An 18,297-nucleotide genomic window follows, 5' to 3' on the forward strand; every position below is an offset into this window, starting at 1 on the left:
GCCGGGCCTGGTGGTGAACGACAGGGGCCGTTCCTCGGCCAGGCCAGCGCGCCGACCGCCAGCGCGGCGGGCCCCACCGCGCGCCGCAGCGCCACGTACCAGGCCAGCACCGACGCCACGGACAGCAGCGCGACGGCCCCCTGGAACGGCCCGGGCCGGTGCAGCAGCCCGCCCATCACGTCGTACACGGGCCGCGTCCCGGCCATCACCTGCCACTGCCCCTGGGCCAGCACCACGGCCAGCGCCAGCGGCGCGATCCCGGACACCGCGCCCGCGGCCAGGCGCGGCAGGCTGAGCAGCCTCCTGCGGCGCGCCACCACCGCGAGTCCCGCGACCGCGGCCACGGCCAGCAGCGCGAGCGGCCACACGAGGCCCTGCGGATAGCGCACCATGACGCCGAGGACCCGGAAGTACGTGGCGTCATGGTCCGACCTCAGCGTCGCGAGGTCCGTGTTCCCGAGGGTGCGGGCCAGGGCCAGCATCGTGGAGCCGTGGTGCTGGAGGCTGCCCCGGTCGAGCTGGTCCAGGGAGTCCTGGGCGGTGTGGTAGCGCGAGGAGCGCTCGAGGTAGGCGAAGTTCATGCCGGTGAACCCGGCCGCGGTCAGCGGCGCGAAGTCGGTGTTGTTCGGCAGCAGGCGGTAGATCGCCATCAGGGAGGAGTTGCCGCGCGGGTGCGGCACGGCATGCGCGAACGCGCGCACCAGCTCGGCGTCGCCCGCGGAGGTCTCGAACATCATGGAGGGCCCGGCCACGCCGCGTGCCTCGAAGTTCAGCAGCACGCCGCCCTCGCGGCCCACCGGGTGCTCCCGGGCGAACGCCTCCGCGCCGAGCACGCCGTCCTCCTCTCCGTCGCTCATCAGCAGCACGAGGTCGTTGCGGAGCGCGGTGGCGCCGAGCGCCCGCACGGTCTCCAGCATCGCGGCGACGGCGGCGGCGTCGTCCGAGACGCCGGGGCCCATGGCGGCCGAGTCGTAGTGCGCCGCGATCAGCACCGTCCCGGTCGAATCGGTGCCGCGCCGGACGGCCACCACGTTGCGGACCTGCCCGAACGAGGCCAGCCCGGTCGCGGCGTTGGCGCCGATCGCCCGCTGCGTCATGACCTCAAGTCCGGCCGCCCGCAACTGCCCGGCCAGGTAGTCCCTGGCCCGCTCGCCGGCCGCGCTGCCGATCGGGCGCGGCTCGGTGGCGAAGCGTTCGAGGTGCCGCAGGGCCCGCCCGGCGCTGAACTCCCCGCTCGGCGCCGAGGCGGGCAGGGGCTGCATGGTGCTGTCCGCCATCGCGGTCAGCATGATCAGCACGGCGAGGACGAGCAGGGCCGACAGCCCGGCCAGGGCCCGGCGCGGCGCCTCGATCAAGGTTCCGGTCATGGCGAGGAACGCTATTTCCGCGCCCCTGGGGGCCGTAATGAGGCGTATGCCCGAATCGGCCTGCGGTTTTCCTCAGTGCGCCCGGCAACCATCCGGTCACCGCGGCAGTCCAACCCAGCGTGAGGAACGCACTGATCGACGGGGACCCGCAGCGGCTGGGCGGGTACTGGCTGGCCGGGCGGCTGGGCGCGGGCGGCCAGGGCGTCGTGTACGAGGCGTACGACCAGGCCGGCACGCGCGTGGCGGTCAAGGTGCTGCGGGGCGACCCGGCCGATCCGGCCGAGTCGCGGGGGCGGATGGCAAAGGAGGTCGTCGCGGCGCAGCGGGTGGCGTCGTTCTGCACCGCCCGGGTCCTCGGCGCCGATCTCGACGGGCCCAGGCCGTACATCGTCAGCGAGTACGTCGAGGGCCCGAGCCTGCGGGCGGCCGTGACGGGCGGACGGCGCTTCGCCGGGGACGACCTGCACCGGCTGGCCACGGCGATCGCCACCGCGCTGACCGCCGTCCACGACGCGGGCGTCGTCCACCGCGATCTCAAACCCGACAACGTGCTGCTCGGGCCCGACGGCCCCCGGGTGATCGACTTCGGTGTGGCCAGGACACAGGAGATGTCGCTCACCACGACCGGGGTGGTGACGGGAACGCCCGGCTACATGGCGCCCGAGGTGTTCTCGGGGGAGCGGGCGGGGCCGGCGGCCGACGTGTTCGCGTGGGGCGCCGTGGTGCTGTTCGCCGCCACCGGGAGGGACCCGTTCCCGGGCGAGTCGCTGGGCGCGGTCATGCACCGCGTGCTCTCGCACGAGCCCGACCTCGCCGTGCTGCCGGTCTCCGTGCGCGGCCTGGTCCGCGCGGCGCTGGCCAAGGACGCCGCGCTCCGCCCGCGCTCGCGCGAGCTGCTGCTGGGCCTCCTCACCGCGGACGGGCTCGTCGGACCGGCGGACGGGCTGCTCGCCACCGGCGGGCTCGTCGGACGGGCGGACGGGTTGCACGCCACCGGGGGGGCACGGGCGGGCGGGCTCGCCGAGGGGGACGGGGTGGTGGACACGGCGCGGCTGCTGGCGCGCGGCGCGAGGGACGGCGAGCGGATCGGCGTGGCCGGCGACGACCCGGCGCTCGGCGTCATCGCCGAGGACGCCTACGCCTCCCTCTCGCCCGCCGACAGGGAACTGGTGCCGGACGTCTTCCTGCGCCTGGTCACGCTCACCGAGGACGGCACCCTCATGCCGCGCGAGGCGCGCAGGTCAGAGCTGCCCCCGGACGCCGGCCGTGTGCTGGCCGCGTTCGCCTACCTCGTGTCGGCCGTGGACGGCGGTGAGAGGCTCCGGCTGCTGCGGCCCGCCCTGCCGCTGGCCTGGCCCCGGCTGCGGGCCTGGATCGCGGCCAACCGGGACGGGCTGCCCATCCACCGGCAGATCCTGACGGCCGCCGAGCGCTGGCAGGAGCGCGGGCGCAAGGACGCCGACCTCCTGCACGGCAGCTCCCTCGACGACGCGCTGCGCTGGGCCGCCGCCGAACGCCGCAACATCACCCTCACCCCCGCCGAGCGGGACTTCCTGGAGGCCGGCGCCGCGCTCACCAGGCGCCGCTCCCGGCGCACCAGGGCGCTGGCCGCCGGCCTCGGCGTCCTGCTGGTGGTGTCGCTGGTCGCGGGCGCTCTCGCGGTACGGCAGAGCGTGACCCTGGCCGAGCAGGGGGAGACGCTCGCCCGGCAGCGCGACACGTCCGAGTCCGCCAGGCTGGCGGGCGTCGCCGAGTCGGTGCGCGGCCGCGACCCCGTGCTCGCCATGCTGCTCAGCGCGGCGGCCGGGCGGCTCTCGCCCACGGCCGAGGCGCGGTCGAGCCTGCTCGCCTCGGTCGCCGCCCCGGCCGCCGGCGCCTTCCACGATCCCGCGACGGGCCCGGACGTGGCCCGAGCGCTCAGCGCCGACGGCCGCACGCTGGTCAGCGTCAGCCCCGGCGAGGTGCGGATGTGGGACGTGGCGACCGGCCGCCGCACGGGCGGCTTCACCGGCGGCCTCACCGCCCCGGGCAGGCCCGCCGCGCGGTTGCGGCAGGTCGCGGTCAGCGAGGACGGCCGGCTGCTGGCCGTGGCCGACACCAAGGGCGTGGCGCTGTGGGACCTCGCCACCGGCACGCGGGTGGGCCCGCGCGTGCCCGCCAGCGAGGAATTCGACCTGGAGGTCTCCTTCAGCGGCGGCCTCCTCGTCATCGACGTCGGGCAGGGCAAGATCATCCGTAACCCGCGTACCGGCCGGACCACCACGCTGCCCACCCTCGACAAGGTGGCCGTCCATCGCGGCGGTGACTACGCCGTGGCGGGAGGGAACCGGTGGGCGCTGCCCTCCGGCAAGGCCCTGCCGGGCTTCCCCGGCGTCTGTTCGAACTGCGCCTCCCGGGCGGCCTTCAGCGGCGACGGGCGGCGGCTGGCCATCGCCGGCGACACGGGGCTCATCGTCTTCGACGCCCGCACCCGCAAGGAGATCGCCTCGATCGCCGACTGGGAGCGCATGGCGGCGCCGGTGTTCGACCGGGACGGCCGGCTGCTCGCGGGGCTGGGCGCGACGCTGCGGCTCCACGACGTGGACGCCGATGATCCGCTGGTGTACGAGCGCCCGCTCCCCGACCTGGCGTCCGCGGCCGGGTTCGGGCCGGACGGCCTGCGGTACCTGAGCGAGGACACGGTCGTCACGCTCCCGCCGTACACGGTCTCGCCGGAGCGCGTGGACGAGGTGAAGCTCGACCCGACCGGCCGGTTGCTCGCCACCCACGCGCTGGACGCGTCCGAGGTGCGGCTGGCCGATCCCCGCACGTGGGACCCCTCCCAGGTGCGGTCGGCCGGCAGGGCGCTGGCGGCCGGACCGTCGGACCCGTACGACAGCGAGCTCACCTTCAGCCGTGATGGCGGCCGGCTGGCGCTGCGGCGCAGCGACGACGTCGTCGTCTGGGACACCGCCACGGGCGGCGAGCTGGCCAGGGTGCCGCTCGCCGGACTCACCCACGGCGCGCTTCCCGGCCCGGCCGGGCTGTGGACGGCCGAGGAGAAGACGTTCACCCTCTGGGCGCTGCCCGGCGGGCGGCGGGTCAAGCAGGTGTCCAGGCCGCGCCTGTCCGGGTGGACGGTGAACGCGGAGGGCCGGCTCGTCGGCCTCGACGCGGACCGGCTGCGCCTGGTCGACCTGGAGAGCGGGCAGCCCTACGGGCCGCGGTTGCCGTTCCCCGGCGCGACGGAGGACGTCTGGTTCAGCGCGGACATGGGGCTGGTCGCCGCGGACTTCGCCGGCAAGGTCGGCGTCTGGGACACGCGCACGGGAGCCCAGGTGGGCGACTGGCTGCGGGTGGGTGCGGCGCCGTGGACGGCCGCGTTCTCCGCCGACGGCCGGCTGTTCGCGTTCGCGTCGCAGGAGACGACGCTGACCGTCTGGGACGTGCGGCGGGGGCAGCGGGTGGGACCCGTGGTGCGGCTGACGGACAGCGCGCGGTCGGTCGTCTTCACCGGCCGCGCGGCGGAGGGCGCGGCGGAGGTGTCGGTGATCGGCAGGAAGGCGGTGCTGACCCGGCTGCCCGTGGCGGTCGGGCCGCTGATCGAGACGGTGTGCGCCCGGGCCGGGCGGACCCTCACCGCGGCGGAGTGGGCGCGCCACCTCCCCGGCCGGGCGTACCGGCCGGGGTGCTGATCCCACCTGCGGCTCCCCGGCCGGGGTGCTGATCCCACCCCGCGGCTCCCCGGCCGGCGCGGGCCGGGGAGTCGGTCCGGGCGCGTCGTCAGCCGCGGCCGGACCAGTACGCCTGGGCGCGCTGCCAGGCCGCGGCGCCGACCGCCCGGCCGAGGGAGCGGCCCTGCAGGTCGCCGGCGCGGAAGTGGATGCCGCCGTACCGTCGCGACAGCCCGGCCTGGTCGGCCGCCTCGGAGAAGGTCGGCCAGCGCAGCGTCACGTCGGCGGAGGGGGTGACGCCCGGCTCCACCTGCGACGAGCCCTTCGCGATCACCGCCTGGCCGCCGAACGCGTCGCCGCCCGTGAAGCTCCGCAGCACCTCGGCCGCCGCCGCGCTGAACGTGCTGTGCCCCGAGACGTACTCCGCGAACGGCGGCGTCGGGAACGTCGCGACCTGGTAGGGCACCCACGTGGCGCCGTCGATCACCCGGCCGCCCCAGGTGGGGATCCGCCGGCCCTGGTACAGGTGGCGGACCGCGGTGATCGGGCGGGCGGAGTCGTGGTCGCGCTTGACCTCCCAGGCGGCGATCCCGGCGTCCATCACCGAGTTGGCCAGGGCGAAGAACATCTTCACGTCCTCGTCCAGGCCGTGCCCGTCGCGCGCCGACACCTGCTGGGCGAACAGGCACCAGTGGCCGGGCGGGGTCTCGCTGTTCGGGCCGTCGGCCCAGTACTCGGCGATCGCCTTCTGGCGGTCGGTCAGCGCCGCCGTGCCCGCCACGATCTCGGCGGCCTGCCCGCGGAAGGCGGCCGTGCCGTTCGCCGCGGGCGCGGGCACGCCGTCGGCGAGGTCGCGGGCCCGGCCGCTGAAGGAGGCCACCCCGCCCCAGTGGGGCGCCAGGAACGGCGGCGTCACCAGCGCCCCGGCCTTGTTGCGGTACGTGAGCGGCTGCCAGCGGCCCGGGTCGTTGACCGTGGTCAGGGGATCGGCGACGACCATCGGGGCGTTGACCGGGGCGTAGCCGGTGGTGTCGGCGTAGCCGCCGAGTTGGTTGGCGCCGTCGGCGTGCCGGTGGCCGAGCACCGCCCCGCAGGCGGCCAGGCCGGTGCGGGCCGGCTGACCGGAGGTGTCGGCCGGGTCGTAGCCCAGCTCGGTCATCAGGGCGTCGAAGGCGGGCCGCCCCGCCGGGTAGAGGTCGGCGGCGGCCTGGTGGGCGGCGTAGCTGACGGCCTCGGCGCGGTTGGCCTCGGTGCGCTCCGCCTCGGGCCGCCGCAGCGAGCCGCCCAGCCGGGTGCCGACGGCGACCGGGTCATAGGCGGCCCACGCGTCGTACGCGCAGGTGTGGACGACGGCCAGGGCCCTGGCCACGTGCGGCGGGCCGAGCGTGCCGGAGCGCACGGCGGCCAGCAGCGTCTCGTTCCACCGCACCACGACGTTGCGCCCTGCCGCCGTCTGAGTCCCCGCGTGAGCCCCGGTGTGCGCCCCCGCGGACGCCGGAGAGCTGTGGGCGGGCAGAGCGGGCAGCAGGAGCGTGGCGGTGGCCGCCAAGGTGAGCGCGAGCGCGCGTAAGGACGTCCGGTCGGGCATGGTCAGATCTCCTCGCGTAGCGGGCCCCCCGTGCATCTGGCCTGGCGATCATGCCACGCTCGAACGCGTATTCGAGCTAACCCGAAGGTGGGTGTTGTGTGTCCAGGTGCCGCCGCCGCGCGATCATGAGCAGAACTCCGTGACCGTGTCGGTGAGGATGCGGGTGAGGCGGTCCAGCGACGCCAGATCCACCCACTCCGTGGCCGCGTGGGCGCCCTCGCCGTTCACGCCGAACAGCAGGCACGGGATGCCCGCCCGGTCCAGGAGGGCGCAGTCCGTCCAGAACGGCTCGGCGCGCACCACGGGCCGGCGCCCGAGGACCTTCTCCGCGTTCCGCGTCAGAACGCGCACGACGGCCGCCTCGGGATCGGCCTCGAACGGCTCCCTGTGCAGACCCCGGGTCAGGCGGTACCGGAACCCCGGCACCTCCGCGGCGAGGCGGCCGAGCACGGCGGTCAGCTCCCGCTCGACGCCGTCGGCGCTCTCGCCCGGGACGGTGCGACGCTCCAGGGTGACGCGGCAGGTCGCGGGATAGGTGGAGGGCTCCTCCCCGCCGCGGATGACGGAGGCGTGCACGGTGCCGGTGCCGAGCAGCGGGTGCGCCGGGCCCTCGGCGAGCCGCCGTCCCAGCTCCTCCAGCGCGACGAGGAAGTGCCCCGCCTTGGCGATGGCGTCGACCCCGAGGTCGGGACGCGAGCCGTGCGCGGCCCGTCCCTGGACCTCCACCTCGAACCAGGCGAACCCCTTGTGCGCGAGGGTCACCTCCAGGTGGCTCGGCTCGGTGACGATCGCGGCGTCCGCGGTGAAGGACTCCAGCACCTCCTCGGTGCCGAGGCTGCCGTGCTCCTCGTCGGCGACACAGGCCACGATGACGTCGCCGCGCAGCGACCCCGGTGCGGCGGCACGGGCGGCGGCGACCATCATGGCCGCGACGCCGCCCTTCATGTCGAAGGTGCCCCGGCCGTACATCCGGCCGCCGAGGATCCGCGGGGCGAGCGGGTCGCCGTCGTAGCCGGCCATGCCGACGGTGTCGACGTGGCCGTTCAGCATGAGCGACCGGCCGCCGCCGGCGCCGCGGGCGATCGCGACCAGGGAGGGGCGGCCGGGGCGCCGTTCCAGGCGGTGCACCTCGAAGCCGCGCGCGGCCAGCCAGCCGCCGCAGAAGCCGGCGATACCCGTCTCGCCGGCGCCGCCGGGCACGAGGTCGGGGTTCACGGAGTCGAGGGCGACGAGCCGGGCCAGCAGGGCGACGGGGTCGTCGAGCGGCTCGGGTGTCTCGGCGCGCATGGGAGACCTTCCGCCGGTCATGGGAGATGGGGATTGGCGGCGGGGCCCTCGGTGCTGAGCAGCACGAGCACCGCGTCGGGCGCGAGGCCCAGGGCCGCGCGGCGCGCGTCGCCGGTCAGCGCGGCCCGGACGCCCGCGAGCGAGGCTGCGCCGCAGGGGCCGGAGGAGACGCCGAGCGCGGCGAGGTCGCGCGCGGCTCGGGCGGCGTCGGCGTCCGTGACGGCGACGGCCGCGTCCAGGCCGCCCATCAGGTACGGCCAGGCGACGCTCGACGGCGTGCCGCAGTTCAGCCCGGCCATGATGGTCTCGCCGGTGGCGACGGCGACCGGTTCCCCGCGCACGAGGCCGGCGAGGACGCAGGCCGCGGCGTCGGGCTCCACGGCCAGCAGCGACGGGGGGCGTCCGGCCGTACGGCTGCGGTAGTGCGTGACGACGGCCTGGGCGAGCGAGCCCACGCCCACAGGCACGGCCACCAGGCCGGGCGACGTCACACCGGCGGCGGCGAGCTGCGTGTCGGTCTCGGCGAGGAGGGTGGAGTAGCCCTCGACGATCCAGCCCGGGATCCGCTCGTAGCCGGGCCAGGCGGTGTCCTGGACGAGGAGCGCGTCCGGGGCCGCGGCGGTCTCGGCCGCCAGGCGCACCGCGTCGTCGTACGATCCGGCGACCTCGGTGACCTCGGCCCCCTCCGCGGCGATGGCGGCCACGGCCCGAGGGTGCACGCCCCGCGGGACGAGGACGTGGGCCCGCAGGCCCAGCAGCCGGGCCGTGCGGGCGACGGCGCGGCCGTGGTTGCCGTCGGTGGCGGTCACGAGGGTGACGTCCGGGACGTCGCCGCCCGCCGTGGTCCGCTCGGTGAAGGGCGGGGAGTCCGTACCCCCGGCGACGGCTTCCGCGCCCGCCGCCGCCCGCTCGGCGAGGGCGCGGTGGACCGCCCATGACGCGCCGAGCGCCTTGAACGCGGGCAGCCCCAGCCGGGACGACTCGTCCTTGACGAAGACCCGCCCGACGCCCAGTTCGGCCGCGAGGGCGGGAAGCTCGGCCAGGGGAGTGGGGGCGTAACCGGGCAGCGAGGCGTGGAAGTCACGCACCTCGGCGGGAGCGGGCGCGCACCTCCAGGCCCGGGCGCCCGTCCGGGCGAACCACGTGGGCGTGGACGTCGATGAGCTCTGTGACACCCGACCAGGGTGCGCTCCCCGCCACCCCTCGGTCCAGCGCATGTTTCCGACGTATATTCGTCGGCGAAACCGATGATTGCCCTCGACGGGACGGTACGCCGATGTTCGACCTGCACCGGCTGCGCCTGCTGCGCGAGCTCAAGCACCGCGGCACCCTCGCGGCCGTGGCCGCCGCCCTGTCCTACAGCCCCTCCACCGTCTCGCAGCAGCTCTCCCAGCTGGAGAAGGAGGCCGGCGTACGGCTGCTGGAGCCGGTGGGACGCGGCGTACGGCTCACCGCCCAGGCCGAGATCCTCGTCGCCCACACCGAGGCCGTGCTGGAACGCCTGGAGCGCGCGGAGGCGGACATCGCCGCCTCCCTCACCGAGCTCACCGGCACCGTGCGCGTCGCCGCGTTCCAGACCGCCGCGCTCGCCCTGGTGCCGCCCGCGCTGAGCGTGCTGCGGGAGGCGCATCCGGCCCTGCGCGTCAGCGTCACGCAGATGGAGCCGGAGACGGCCCTGCCGGGGCTTCAGACCAGGGACTTCGACCTCGTCGTCGCCGAGGAGTACCCGGGCAACCCGAACCCCCGCCCCGCCGGCGTGGAGGAGGAGGACCTGCTCGACGACCCCGTGCGCCTCGCCGTGCCCGACGGGGCGGAGGCCCCCGCGGCGCCCACGGCCGCGTTGCGGGCGCAGGCCGGGCGGCCCTGGGTCCTGGAGCCGGCGGGCACCGCCGCCCGGCACTGGGCCATGACCCTGTGCCGCGCCGCGGGGTTCGAGCCCGACGTGCGGTTCGAGACCGCCGACCTCCTGATCCATCTCCGCCTGGTGGAGCGGGGCCACGCCGTCGCGCTGCTGCCCGACCTCGTGTGGAACGGGCAGGATCCGACCGTCGCCCTGCGCCGGCTGCCCCGGGGGCAGAACGCGCGGCGGATCTTCACCGTGGTGCGCCGCGGCGGCAGCGGCCACCCCGCCGTCCGCGCCTGCCGCCGGGCTCTGCGGCAGGCGGCGGCGACGCTCACCGCATCCGGCTACGCCCCACCCGGCTGACCGGCCTGTCCATGCCCGGCCTGTCCATGCGTCAGCAGCCTGGCCTCCAGCTCCACGCCCCAGGCCAGGCCGTCCGCGTTGCCGAGAGCGAGGTGGCCCCGCACGGCGGCGGGCAGCAGCTCGCGGGCCGCCCCGGCCGCGCCCTCCGCGAGCCGGTTCGCCATCCGGTTGCCCGCGGTCACCCCACGGGACACCTCCGGCGGATAGGGCAGCCGGTGGGCGACGGCCTCCAGCCGGTCCAGCGCCTCCTCAGCCCGTCCGAGGTCGCCCGAGGCGCGGTGGACGCCGGCGAGGCAGAGCCGCATCTCGGCCTCCATGCGCCGCAGGCCCCGCTCGGCCGCCTGCTGCCGCGCCGCCTCGATGTCGCGCAGCGCGCCGTCCAGGTCGCCGCTGCGCCGCCGCTCGGCCGCCAGCCTGGATTGGCCCTCGACCGGGCCGAGCAAGACAATGCGCATCCGCAAAGCGTCCCAGAAGCAGCGCGCCCCCGGCCCGGCCCGCGGCGGTGTGCCAGGGTGGCCGGGCGGCAGCTCGTCGCTCGCCGTCCGGCGCAGGCATAGATCGGGGCCCCGGCCGCGTCCTTGCCTGGTGACAGAGCGAGGAGGACGGGTGGATCCAGGATTCGAGACGGAGTTCCGGGAGTTCGTCGTCGCCCGGTCAGCGGCGTTGTTCCGCACCGCGTACCTGCTGACCGGCGACCGGCACGCCGCCGAGGACCTGGTGCAGTCGGCGCTGGCCAAGACCGCCGCGCGGTGGACGGAACTGCGCGACACCGGCGCCGTCGAGGGGTACGTCCGGCGGGCCATGTACCACGAGCAGGTGAGCTGGTGGCGGCGCCGGTCCCGCGTCACCGAGGTGGCCGCCGAGTGGCTGCCCGAGCAGGCCGGCGGCGAGCACGCCGACGCCGCCGACCTGCGGCTGGTGATGCGTGCGGCGCTGGCCCGGCTCACGCCCCGCCAGCGGACCATGCTCGTGCTCCGCTACTTCGAGGACCTCTCCGAGACCGAGATCGCGCGGCTGCTCGGCGTGCGGGTCGGGTCGGTACGCAGCCAGATCTACCGCTCGCTGGAGCGCCTCAAGCAGGCCGCGCCCGAGCTGAGCGCCGTGAGGGAGTTGGGATGAACATCGAGGACGTGCTGCGCGACACCCTGGCCGACATGGCGCACGAGGAGCCGCCGCCTGCGCCGGAGCGCTTCCTGCGGGCGGTGGCACCGAGGCCGCGTGGCGCCAGGCGGCGCGGGATGGCGCTGGCCGCCGCGGCGGCCGTCGCGGTGCTGGCAGCGGGAACGGGGGCGGCTGTGCGGGGGATGTCCGGCGAGCGGCTGGAACCGGCGGTCTCCACCGGGCCCATGACGCGTGCCACGGGCGAGGCCACCGCGAGCACCGAGCCCGGACGGGCCGACGTCGGCGTGATCGTGAAGGAGGGGCTCCGGCTCGCCGACGTGCTGCGGAAGTTCGCGAAGGCCAGCGGCAGGCCGCTGGAGGAGTGGGAGCGCGCGGCCAGGAACGTCTCGGAGCTGGGCCTGCCCGACTACGCGAACGGCTCCCTGGAGGGGTTCGCCTTTCCCGGCGTCTACCAGGTGGCGCCGGGCCCGAGGCCCGAGCTGGTCCTCGCCGGCATGGTGAACCTGCACCGGGGCACCGCCGACCAGCTCGGGCTGGTGGAGGGCGCCCGCCGGCTCGGCCGGAGCCCGCGGGACATCATGATCATCGCGAGCATCGTCCAGGCCGAGTCGTCCAGCCGGCAGGACATGCCCAAGGTCGCCCGGACGATCTACAACCGTCTGGGCCACAAGCCGCCGATGGCCCTGAACATGGACAGCCCGCTCATGTACGCCCTCGGCAAGTACTCCGTCGCGGCCAGCAGAGAGGACCTGAAGAGCCGGTCGCGGTACAACACCTACCGCTACAAGGGCCTGCCTCCCGGCCCCATCACCAACCCGGGCCGGGACGCGATCGAGGCGGCCCTGCGTCCGGCCACCGGGTCCTGGCTGTACTACGTGGAGGTGGACCCGAAGACCGGGGCGACCAAGTTCGCGGGCTCGCGCGCGGAGCTCGAACGACTGCTCACAGAGAGGGAGGGGAGGACCCGGGCGGGGTCGTGAGCCGCGCCCTGACCTCAGGCGGTCCTCCGCCACCTGGGGCGGGCCGCGGTCCGGTCAGCCCGCCAGGGTCTTCCTCAGGGTCTCGGCGAACGGCCCGACGTGGGAGGCGAACCCGCCGTGCTCGCCGGGGAACTCCACCGGCGGCGTGCCGAGCAGGTCCGCCAGCGCCGTCGAGGTCCGGTACGTGACCAGGCCGCCCGACTCGACGCCGATGCCGACGACCACGCGGCCCGGGCAGGCCTTCAAGGCGGCGACGTCGGGCACGTACCGGGTGGTGCCGCGCAGCTCGTGGGCGAAGAAGCGCGCGCTGTCGGCGAGGTCCTGCTCGGAGAACTCGCCCTGCGGCGGGCCCGCGGCCTCGAGGTCGAACCCCGCCGCGGTCATGAACTTCACCCACGCCGGGCCGTGCCCCTCCCGGTGGAAGGTCTCGATGATGTCGTCCGTCACGGCACGCCGGTCGGCGGCGTCCGGCAGCAGCTCCAGCACGGGCGGCTCGTGCGCCACGACGGTCCGCACCCGCCCGGGGTGGCGGGTGGCCACGGCGAGGCCCGTCACCGCGCCGCCGCTGCTGCCGAACATGTCGGCCGTGTCGGCGCCGAGGTGGTCGAGGAGGGCGGCGACGTCGTCGGCCCGCAGGTCGGGGGTGGAGTCCTGCTCCGGGTCGTCGAGGACGCTGCGGGAGATGCCGCGCGGGTCGTGCGTGACGACCGTGTACTCGCTCGCGAGCGCCTCGGCCAGCGGCGTGAACGGGGCGGCGCCCATCGGGGAGCCGAACAGCAGGAGCAGCGGGCCGCTGCCCCGCACCTCGTAGTGGAGGCGCGCGCCGGGGACGCGCAGGGTGTGGGTGGAGGCCATGGTCGATGGTCCTTCCGAGCTCGTTCGAACGGTGCGGAGGTATGACTCGCGGGGCGGGCGGAACTCATCGGTGGCGGGGGCTGCCGGTTCCGGGAGTGTGAGGCGGTGCTCCGGTGGTAAGCCAGCCATAGGACGACCAGTGTTTAAGGGGACATCATGGTGGAGCGGTTGAGCGTCGAGGAGATCGACACCGCGCTCGTGGCGCTCGAAGGATGGCGGCGTGAGGACGACGAGCTGGTCAAGGACGTGCCGATAACGCCCGACAACTACGGCTGGCTGAGCGAGGCGGTGATGAACGAGGCCAACGACCTCGACCATCATCCCGACATCGAGCGCACCGGCGACGGCGTCCGGTTCAGGCTGCGGACGCACAGCGCGGGCGGGGTGACGGAGAAGGACGTGGAGCTGGCCGCCCGGATCGACCGGGTGCTCAGCGGAGCGGCCCGCGACCGCGGCTGAGTCACCGCGGCGGCCGACGACCCGCGACCGCGACCCGCGGCTGAGGGACGGCCCCGGGCGCGTCGTCAGGAGCGCTGGGGGACCGCCATCTCGCCCAGCTCGGACCAGTCCTGCCGCGGGACGTCGGCGTTCACGATGCGCGGTGTCTCCGCCAGGTGCGGCGGCAGGGTGCTCTGCGCCGTGCGGAAGTGCTCCGACGTCACGTGGGCGGCGCCCGCCTCGTTGTCGCGGAACGCCTCGACCAGGACGTACTCGTGCGGATCGTCGAGGCTGCGCGACCAGTCGAACCACAGGCACCCGGGCTCGGCGCGCGTGGCCCGCGTGAACTCCGCGGTGATCTCGGGCCAGCGGTCGGCGTGCTCCGGCAGGACGCGGAACTTCGCGGTGATGAAGATCATGGGTGTCCTCTGGGCTCGGGCGCTTCGGCACTGGTGGACTCCACGAGACTAACCCAGCCCCGCCCACCGCCCGGGGTACGCCGCCCGGGAGCCGGGCCGTCAGACGTCTGTCGTTCGAAAGCCGCCCCCGAAAGCCGCGCCGTCAGACGGGCCGGACCCGCCGCCCGGTGTCCGGGGGCAGGCGCGCCGCCGGGTCGCAGAGGCAGCAGCGGCCGAAGTCGTACGGCCGGGCCCACGCGTCCGCGAGGCGTGTGTCCGCCCACGGGTCCGCCAGGCGGGCCACGACCAGTGCCACCACCGCCTCGGCCCCCGCCCGGTACAGCGCCGCGGCGGCGCTCTGCACGCGGGCGCCGGTGACGAACAGCTCGTCCAGCAGCAGCACCCGCTCGCCGCCGAGGTGGCCGAGGACATGGAAGGCCCGTTCGTCCGGTACGTGGCGGGCGAGCGCGGTCTCGGCGGCGCGGTCGCCGCCCGGCATGAGCACGGGCCGGTGCAGGCCGCGCAGCCCGGCCACCCACTGCACGACGCGCGGCAGGAGGTCGAACGCCTCGACGGGGCGCTCGGCGCCCGCCCCGGGGACCGTGGTGACCAGCGTGAACAGTCCGCCCGCCGCCCGCGTCAGGCAGCGCAGGTGGGCGCGGTGGAAGCGCGCGACCGTCGCGGCCAGCAGCGTGCCCGGGTCCGGCTCGCCCGGCAGGGGACGGCGGCGGGTCACGAGGTCGTACAGCCGCCTGTCGTCGCCCGTGCGGGCGCACAGCGAGACGGGCACCACGTGCGGGGTGTGCCGGTGGAGCCCGGCGGTGGTGCGGAGGCAGCCGGCGCACAGGTGGGCGGGCCCGTGCGGCTCTCCTCGCGCGATGCGGCGTTCCTCCCGGGCGGCCTGAGCCCCCTCCTGCGCGGCGCCGAGCTCCGCCGGGATGGCGCGGAACCCCTCCGGGATGGCGCGGAACCCCTCCGGGACGGCGTGGGATCCCGCCGGGGCGGTGTGGAGTCCCGGATCTTCGGCCGGTGCGGAGTGGCAGACGCGGCAGAGGCCGGGGCGCGCGGCCGGGACGTTCCGGAAGAGGCCGAGGTGCCGCTCCGTCACCGCGCGAGCGTCCCCCATGGTCAGCGGGCGTCCGGTTGCCGGGTCACGTCTTCCAGAGTGACCAGCGCACGGGGCGGGCCGTCACTATCCCGGACGACACTGCCCTCTCTCCGCCAGGACCGCCAGGACATACGATTTCGGGACATGAACGACAAAGCCCCCCGATATCTGTACCTCACCCGTCACGGCGAGGCATCTCCCGACGAGAGCACGCTGACGGACAGCGGGAGGCGTCAGGCCGTCCTGCTGGGCGGGCGGCTTCGGGACGTCCCGCTCGCGGCGGTCCACCACGGCCCGCTGCCCCGGGCCGCGCTGACCGCCGAGCTGATCGCCGGGCAGCTGGGGGACGTGCCGGTGCGGGTCGCGGAGGCCGCCGGGGACTACGTGCCGTACGTCCCGCGCAGAGAGGAACTGCCGGTGGAGGCGGCCGATCACTTCCTCGGCTTCCTCGGGGAGATCCCCGCGGACGAGCGCGAGCGCGGCGCCACGCTGGCGAAGGAGGCGCTGGAGCGGTTCACGGGCTGCGCGGAGGGCGGAGAACCGCGCCACGAGCTGGTCGTCACGCACAACTTCCTGATCGGCTGGCTGGTCCGCGCCGCCCTGTACGCCCCGGAGTGGCGCTGGCTGGGCGTCAACCACGCCAACGCCGCCCTGACGGTCATCCGGTACGCGCCCGGCCGGGCCCCCTCCGTCATGTGCTTCAACGACATGGAGCACCTGCCCGTGGGCCTGCGCTGGACGGGCTTCCCGCCGGAGAGCCGGACCGTGTGACGGCGTCCGGCTACGGCTGGCGGTCGGGGCGCGGATCGTCGGGTTTGCCGGGCGCCCCTGAGGCGGTCAGCAGGCCGCGGGCGGTGTCGATCTTCTCCCGCAGTCCCGGGTCCAGGACGAGCAGCAGGTACAGCGCCGCCCACCCCCCGCTGACCAGCAGGGCCGTCCGGTAGGCGTCCTCGCCCAGACCGAGGAGGGGCCGGGAGGCGACGACGGCGAGGATCGGCAGGCCTGTGACGGCGAGGCCCCGCGCGACGGCCTGCACGTAGGTGCGCCAGCCGGGCCGGGGCCGCTCGGGCTCGCGCACCAGGCGTAGCCGGGCGAAACACCCGCTCGCGACGGCCGCCGCCGCGCGCCGCAGTTCGGCCGACAGGTGGTCGGCCGAGCCCGGAGCAGGTGAGAGCGCCTGCCGTTTGAGACGGCGCAACGCGCAGGCGGCGTCCTGGGCGTTGCGCCGCACCCACTCCTGCATGACGGGATCCTCGGCCCTGAGCTGCCGGGGCAGGTCGTCGGCCAGGGCGCTCGCGGCCCGTTCCAGCCAGTACGCCCACAACGAGCGGTCCGACACCGTGTACTGCGCCTGCCGGTTCCCCACCCAGAGCATCAGCTCCAGCAGGTCGTTGAGCAGGCTCGCCCGCGCGTGCCGGCGGCGCAGCAGCCGGAAGCGGACGTCACTGGCGATTCGGACGCCCTGGACGCACGCGGCGCGCACCACCAGCACCGCGACCAGCGAGAGCACGGCCAGCCCCAGCACGGGCGCGTCCCGCCACAACGCGAGCGCCCCGGCTCCGGCGAGGACGCCGTTGAGCACGGTCCAGCGCCGCCACGTCGCGCCGCGGACCGGCCACAGCCGGTGGACCGGCGACGCGTCTCGCATGACGACCGGCAGGAGCAGGGCCGCCAGCGTGACGCACCAGGCCGCCGGCACCCCGAACTCCCACGGGCGGAGCCGGGCCGCCGCCCACGCCGCGCCCGCCAGCGCCGCGGGGCCCAGCACCGCGGCGACGGGCCGCAGGAGGCCGAAGAACTGGTCGTGCCGGGCCCAGTCCAGCAGGTACGCCTCGTTCGCGGCCCGCGCCGCGTCCGCCTCCCGCTCGGTCACCCCGTCGAGCGAGTCCAGTTGCGCCAGGTTGTAGCACCAGTTCTCCCAGCGCCACAGCAGCGCCGACTCCCGGCTCCGTCTGGCCTTGCGGATCGTGGCGCTGGGGCCGCCGCTGAGCCACCGGCTGCGCCGCCGCCGGGACCGTTCGGCACGGTCGAGCGGCTCGTGATCGTCGTATGCGGCCGTGGCCATCGCGTGCAGGCCCAGCTCGGTGTTCAGCTCCCGCATGGCCCGGCGCACCTCGCGCGAGGGCCGCGGGTGCGTGCGCAGCAGACGCCGGGCGGCGGCGTACCGGCCCAGGTCGCGCAGCGCCTTCGCCTGCGCCTCGATGAGGTCGTCGCGCGGCTCGACCGCGATCGCGCGGTCCCGGCAGCGGACGGCCTCCTCGTACTCGCCGACGCTGTCCAGGGTCTCCGCCAGCGCGGCCAGTGCCTCGCCATGCCGTCCCCCGGGAATGGCGGCCAGCGCCTCCTCCACCACCGCCGCCTCCTGACCGCGTCCGCACACCTTGACCAGGCGCGTCCACAGGTCGATCTCCTCCGGCAGCAGCGTCAGGGCGTGGCGGGCGGCCCGCTCCGCGTCGGTGTACCAGTACAGGTACCGCAGGCAGTCGATCTTGATGGCGTGGGGTGCGGGCCAGTGCGGCACGATCCGCAGGGCCTCGTCCAGGTACGGCAGCGCGTGGTCCTCGTGCTCCGAGAAGTAGAACAGCTCGCCCAGAGCTCGCAGGGTGGCCGGGTCACGCCTGCCGGACTCGGCCAGGACCGCCACCGCCCGGGCCGCCTCGGCGGGCCGATCCAGCTTGAGGAGGATCTCGGCGCGGCGCAGGTCGGTGTCGCGCCGCGACGGGATCCCGTCGAGGATGCGCAGCGCGTGGCCGCGGGCACCCCGGTCGGCGTGATCGGCGGCGACGGCGCACAGGTGGAGGTACGCGTCCGGATGCCGGTCGGTCATGGCACGGGCGGCGGCCTCGGCGCGCCGCAGGTGGCCCGCGTCGCGCAACGCCTCGAGACGTGCGGCCCGGAGGCCGGGGCTGTCCGGGTCGGCTCGCAGCGCCCGGGCGGTCACGCGCAGCGCCCTCCACCTCAGCCATCCCTCCGGCCGCCGGTGGCCGACGAGCAGGAGGACGAACAGGGTCCCGTCCTCGGGGCGGAGCCGGACGGCGCGCCTCGCGGCGGCCCGCGCCGCCCTCCGTTCGCCCAGACCCGCCAGGACGTCCACATACCGCTCCAGGGCGCCCGCGTGCCAGGGGAACTCCTCCAGGATCCGCTCGCAGTACATCCGCGCCAGGTCGAGACGGTGCTCGCTCTCGCACGCTCCCACGAGCTCCAGCCGGCGGCCGGGGTCGGGGTGGCGCGCCAGCGCTTCGGCCGACCGACGGGCCTCCGCCGCGCGGCCGAGCCGGAGCAGCGCCCGCACGCG

Annotated in this window: 15 protein-coding genes; 6 read left to right on the forward strand and 9 right to left on the reverse strand. The window is 75.8% G+C overall.

Annotation, left to right across the window (positions count from 1 at the left end):
• Window positions 1-1,367: M28 family peptidase (locus AB0H81_RS36220; RefSeq protein WP_358384144.1), on the reverse strand; the 1,367-nt coding region annotated here is incomplete at its 3' end.
• 119 nt (window positions 1,368-1,486) lie between these two features.
• On the opposite strand from AB0H81_RS36220, the gene AB0H81_RS36225 reads away from it, so the two are divergent.
• A complete protein-coding gene (locus AB0H81_RS36225) occupies window positions 1,487-5,041 on the forward strand; it encodes a serine/threonine-protein kinase (RefSeq protein WP_358384147.1) in 3,555 nt (1,184 codons plus the stop codon).
• Window positions 5,042-5,129: 88 nt separating this feature from the next.
• On the opposite strand, the gene AB0H81_RS36230 is transcribed toward AB0H81_RS36225, so the two are convergent.
• The 3 genes from AB0H81_RS36230 to AB0H81_RS36240 all read right to left on the reverse strand — a co-directional run bounded on the left by AB0H81_RS36230 (window position 5,130) and on the right by AB0H81_RS36240 (window position 9,070).
• Window positions 5,130-6,608 carry a vanadium-dependent haloperoxidase gene (locus AB0H81_RS36230; protein ID WP_358384150.1) on the reverse strand — a complete coding sequence of 493 codons (1,479 nt, stop codon included), beginning with the start codon at window positions 6,606-6,608 and terminating at the stop codon, window positions 5,130-5,132.
• 123 nt (window positions 6,609-6,731) lie between these two features.
• Complete coding sequence (locus AB0H81_RS36235; protein ID WP_358384153.1) at window positions 6,732-7,895, reverse strand: ArgE/DapE family deacylase; 1,164 nt, start codon at window positions 7,893-7,895, stop codon at window positions 6,732-6,734.
• A 17-nt stretch (window positions 7,896-7,912) separates the two neighbouring features.
• On the reverse strand, window positions 7,913-9,070 hold the full coding sequence (locus AB0H81_RS36240) for a diaminopropionate ammonia-lyase (RefSeq protein WP_358384156.1): 1,158 nt from the start codon (window positions 9,068-9,070) through the stop codon (window positions 7,913-7,915).
• A 101-nt stretch (window positions 9,071-9,171) separates the two neighbouring features.
• On the opposite strand from AB0H81_RS36240, the gene AB0H81_RS36245 reads away from it, so the two are divergent.
• On the forward strand, window positions 9,172-10,101 hold the full coding sequence (locus AB0H81_RS36245; RefSeq protein ID WP_358384159.1) for a LysR family transcriptional regulator: 930 nt from the start codon (window positions 9,172-9,174) through the stop codon (window positions 10,099-10,101).
• Here the strand turns inward: AB0H81_RS36245 and AB0H81_RS36250 are convergent.
• Window positions 10,083-10,556, reverse strand: a complete 474-nt coding sequence (locus tag AB0H81_RS36250; RefSeq protein ID WP_358384161.1) for a hypothetical protein — start codon at window positions 10,554-10,556, stop codon at window positions 10,083-10,085. The two genes, AB0H81_RS36245 and AB0H81_RS36250, sit on opposite strands and share 19 nt — an antisense overlap.
• Before the next feature lie 151 nt (window positions 10,557-10,707).
• On the opposite strand from AB0H81_RS36250, the gene AB0H81_RS36255 reads away from it, so the two are divergent.
• Both AB0H81_RS36255 and AB0H81_RS36260 read left to right on the forward strand, forming a co-directional pair.
• Entirely contained in the window at window positions 10,708-11,220 is a 513-nt protein-coding gene (locus tag AB0H81_RS36255) for a SigE family RNA polymerase sigma factor (protein ID WP_358384164.1), read from the forward strand.
• Window positions 11,217-12,203 carry an endolytic transglycosylase MltG gene (locus AB0H81_RS36260; RefSeq protein ID WP_358384167.1) on the forward strand — a complete coding sequence of 329 codons (987 nt, stop codon included), beginning with the start codon at window positions 11,217-11,219 and terminating at the stop codon, window positions 12,201-12,203. The genes AB0H81_RS36255 and AB0H81_RS36260 overlap by 4 nt, the downstream gene beginning before the upstream one ends.
• Window positions 12,204-12,257: 54 nt before the next feature.
• Here AB0H81_RS36260 and AB0H81_RS36265 read toward each other — a convergent pair whose 3' ends face one another.
• Window positions 12,258-13,058 carry an alpha/beta hydrolase gene (locus AB0H81_RS36265; protein WP_358384170.1) on the reverse strand — a complete coding sequence of 267 codons (801 nt, stop codon included), beginning with the start codon at window positions 13,056-13,058 and terminating at the stop codon, window positions 12,258-12,260.
• 156 nt (window positions 13,059-13,214) lie between these two features.
• Between AB0H81_RS36265 and AB0H81_RS36270 the strand changes: the two genes are divergently transcribed.
• A complete protein-coding gene (locus AB0H81_RS36270) occupies window positions 13,215-13,517 on the forward strand; it encodes a 4a-hydroxytetrahydrobiopterin dehydratase (protein WP_358384173.1) in 303 nt (100 codons plus the stop codon).
• 65 nt (window positions 13,518-13,582) lie between these two features.
• Here AB0H81_RS36270 and AB0H81_RS36275 read toward each other — a convergent pair whose 3' ends face one another.
• Together AB0H81_RS36275 and AB0H81_RS36280 are read right to left on the reverse strand one after the other, a co-directional pair.
• The gene (locus tag AB0H81_RS36275) at window positions 13,583-13,915 is read right to left on the reverse strand and encodes a putative quinol monooxygenase (protein ID WP_358384176.1); all 333 of its coding nucleotides are present in this window, start codon (window positions 13,913-13,915) and stop codon (window positions 13,583-13,585) included.
• Window positions 13,916-14,057: 142 nt separating this feature from the next.
• Window positions 14,058-15,002: a hypothetical protein gene (locus AB0H81_RS36280; protein WP_358384178.1), complete on the reverse strand. Its 945-nt coding sequence runs from the start codon at window positions 15,000-15,002 to the stop codon at window positions 14,058-14,060.
• Window positions 15,003-15,146: 144 nt separating this feature from the next.
• Here AB0H81_RS36280 and AB0H81_RS36285 point away from each other — a divergent pair, with 144 nt between their 5' ends.
• Window positions 15,147-15,773: a histidine phosphatase family protein gene (locus tag AB0H81_RS36285; protein WP_358384180.1), complete on the forward strand. Its 627-nt coding sequence runs from the start codon at window positions 15,147-15,149 to the stop codon at window positions 15,771-15,773.
• 10 nt (window positions 15,774-15,783) lie between these two features.
• On the opposite strand, the gene AB0H81_RS36290 is transcribed toward AB0H81_RS36285, so the two are convergent.
• Window positions 15,784-18,297: hypothetical protein (locus AB0H81_RS36290; RefSeq protein ID WP_358384183.1), on the reverse strand; the 2,514-nt coding region annotated here is incomplete at its 5' end.

Source organism: Nonomuraea sp. NPDC050691 (genome assembly GCF_040654455.1).
In the GTDB taxonomy this organism is placed as follows: domain Bacteria; phylum Actinomycetota; class Actinomycetes; order Streptosporangiales; family Streptosporangiaceae; genus Nonomuraea.

Coding starts and splice junctions, on each gene's coding strand:
- AB0H81_RS36230 (WP_358384150.1), bottom strand. CDS start 6,608: ATGCCCGACCGGACGTCCTTACGCGCGCTCGCGCTCACCTTGGCGGCC.
- AB0H81_RS36235 (WP_358384153.1), bottom strand. CDS start 7,895: ATGCGCGCCGAGACACCCGAGCCGCTCGACGACCCCGTCGCCCTGCTG.
- AB0H81_RS36245 (WP_358384159.1), top strand. CDS start 9,172: ATGTTCGACCTGCACCGGCTGCGCCTGCTGCGCGAGCTCAAGCACCGC.
- AB0H81_RS36250 (WP_358384161.1), bottom strand. CDS start 10,556: ATGCGCATTGTCTTGCTCGGCCCGGTCGAGGGCCAATCCAGGCTGGCG.
- AB0H81_RS36260 (WP_358384167.1), top strand. CDS start 11,217: ATGAACATCGAGGACGTGCTGCGCGACACCCTGGCCGACATGGCGCAC.
- AB0H81_RS36265 (WP_358384170.1), bottom strand. CDS start 13,058: ATGGCCTCCACCCACACCCTGCGCGTCCCCGGCGCGCGCCTCCACTAC.
- AB0H81_RS36270 (WP_358384173.1), top strand. CDS start 13,215: ATGGTGGAGCGGTTGAGCGTCGAGGAGATCGACACCGCGCTCGTGGCG.
- AB0H81_RS36275 (WP_358384176.1), bottom strand. CDS start 13,915: ATGATCTTCATCACCGCGAAGTTCCGCGTCCTGCCGGAGCACGCCGAC.
- AB0H81_RS36285 (WP_358384180.1), top strand. CDS start 15,147: ATGAACGACAAAGCCCCCCGATATCTGTACCTCACCCGTCACGGCGAG.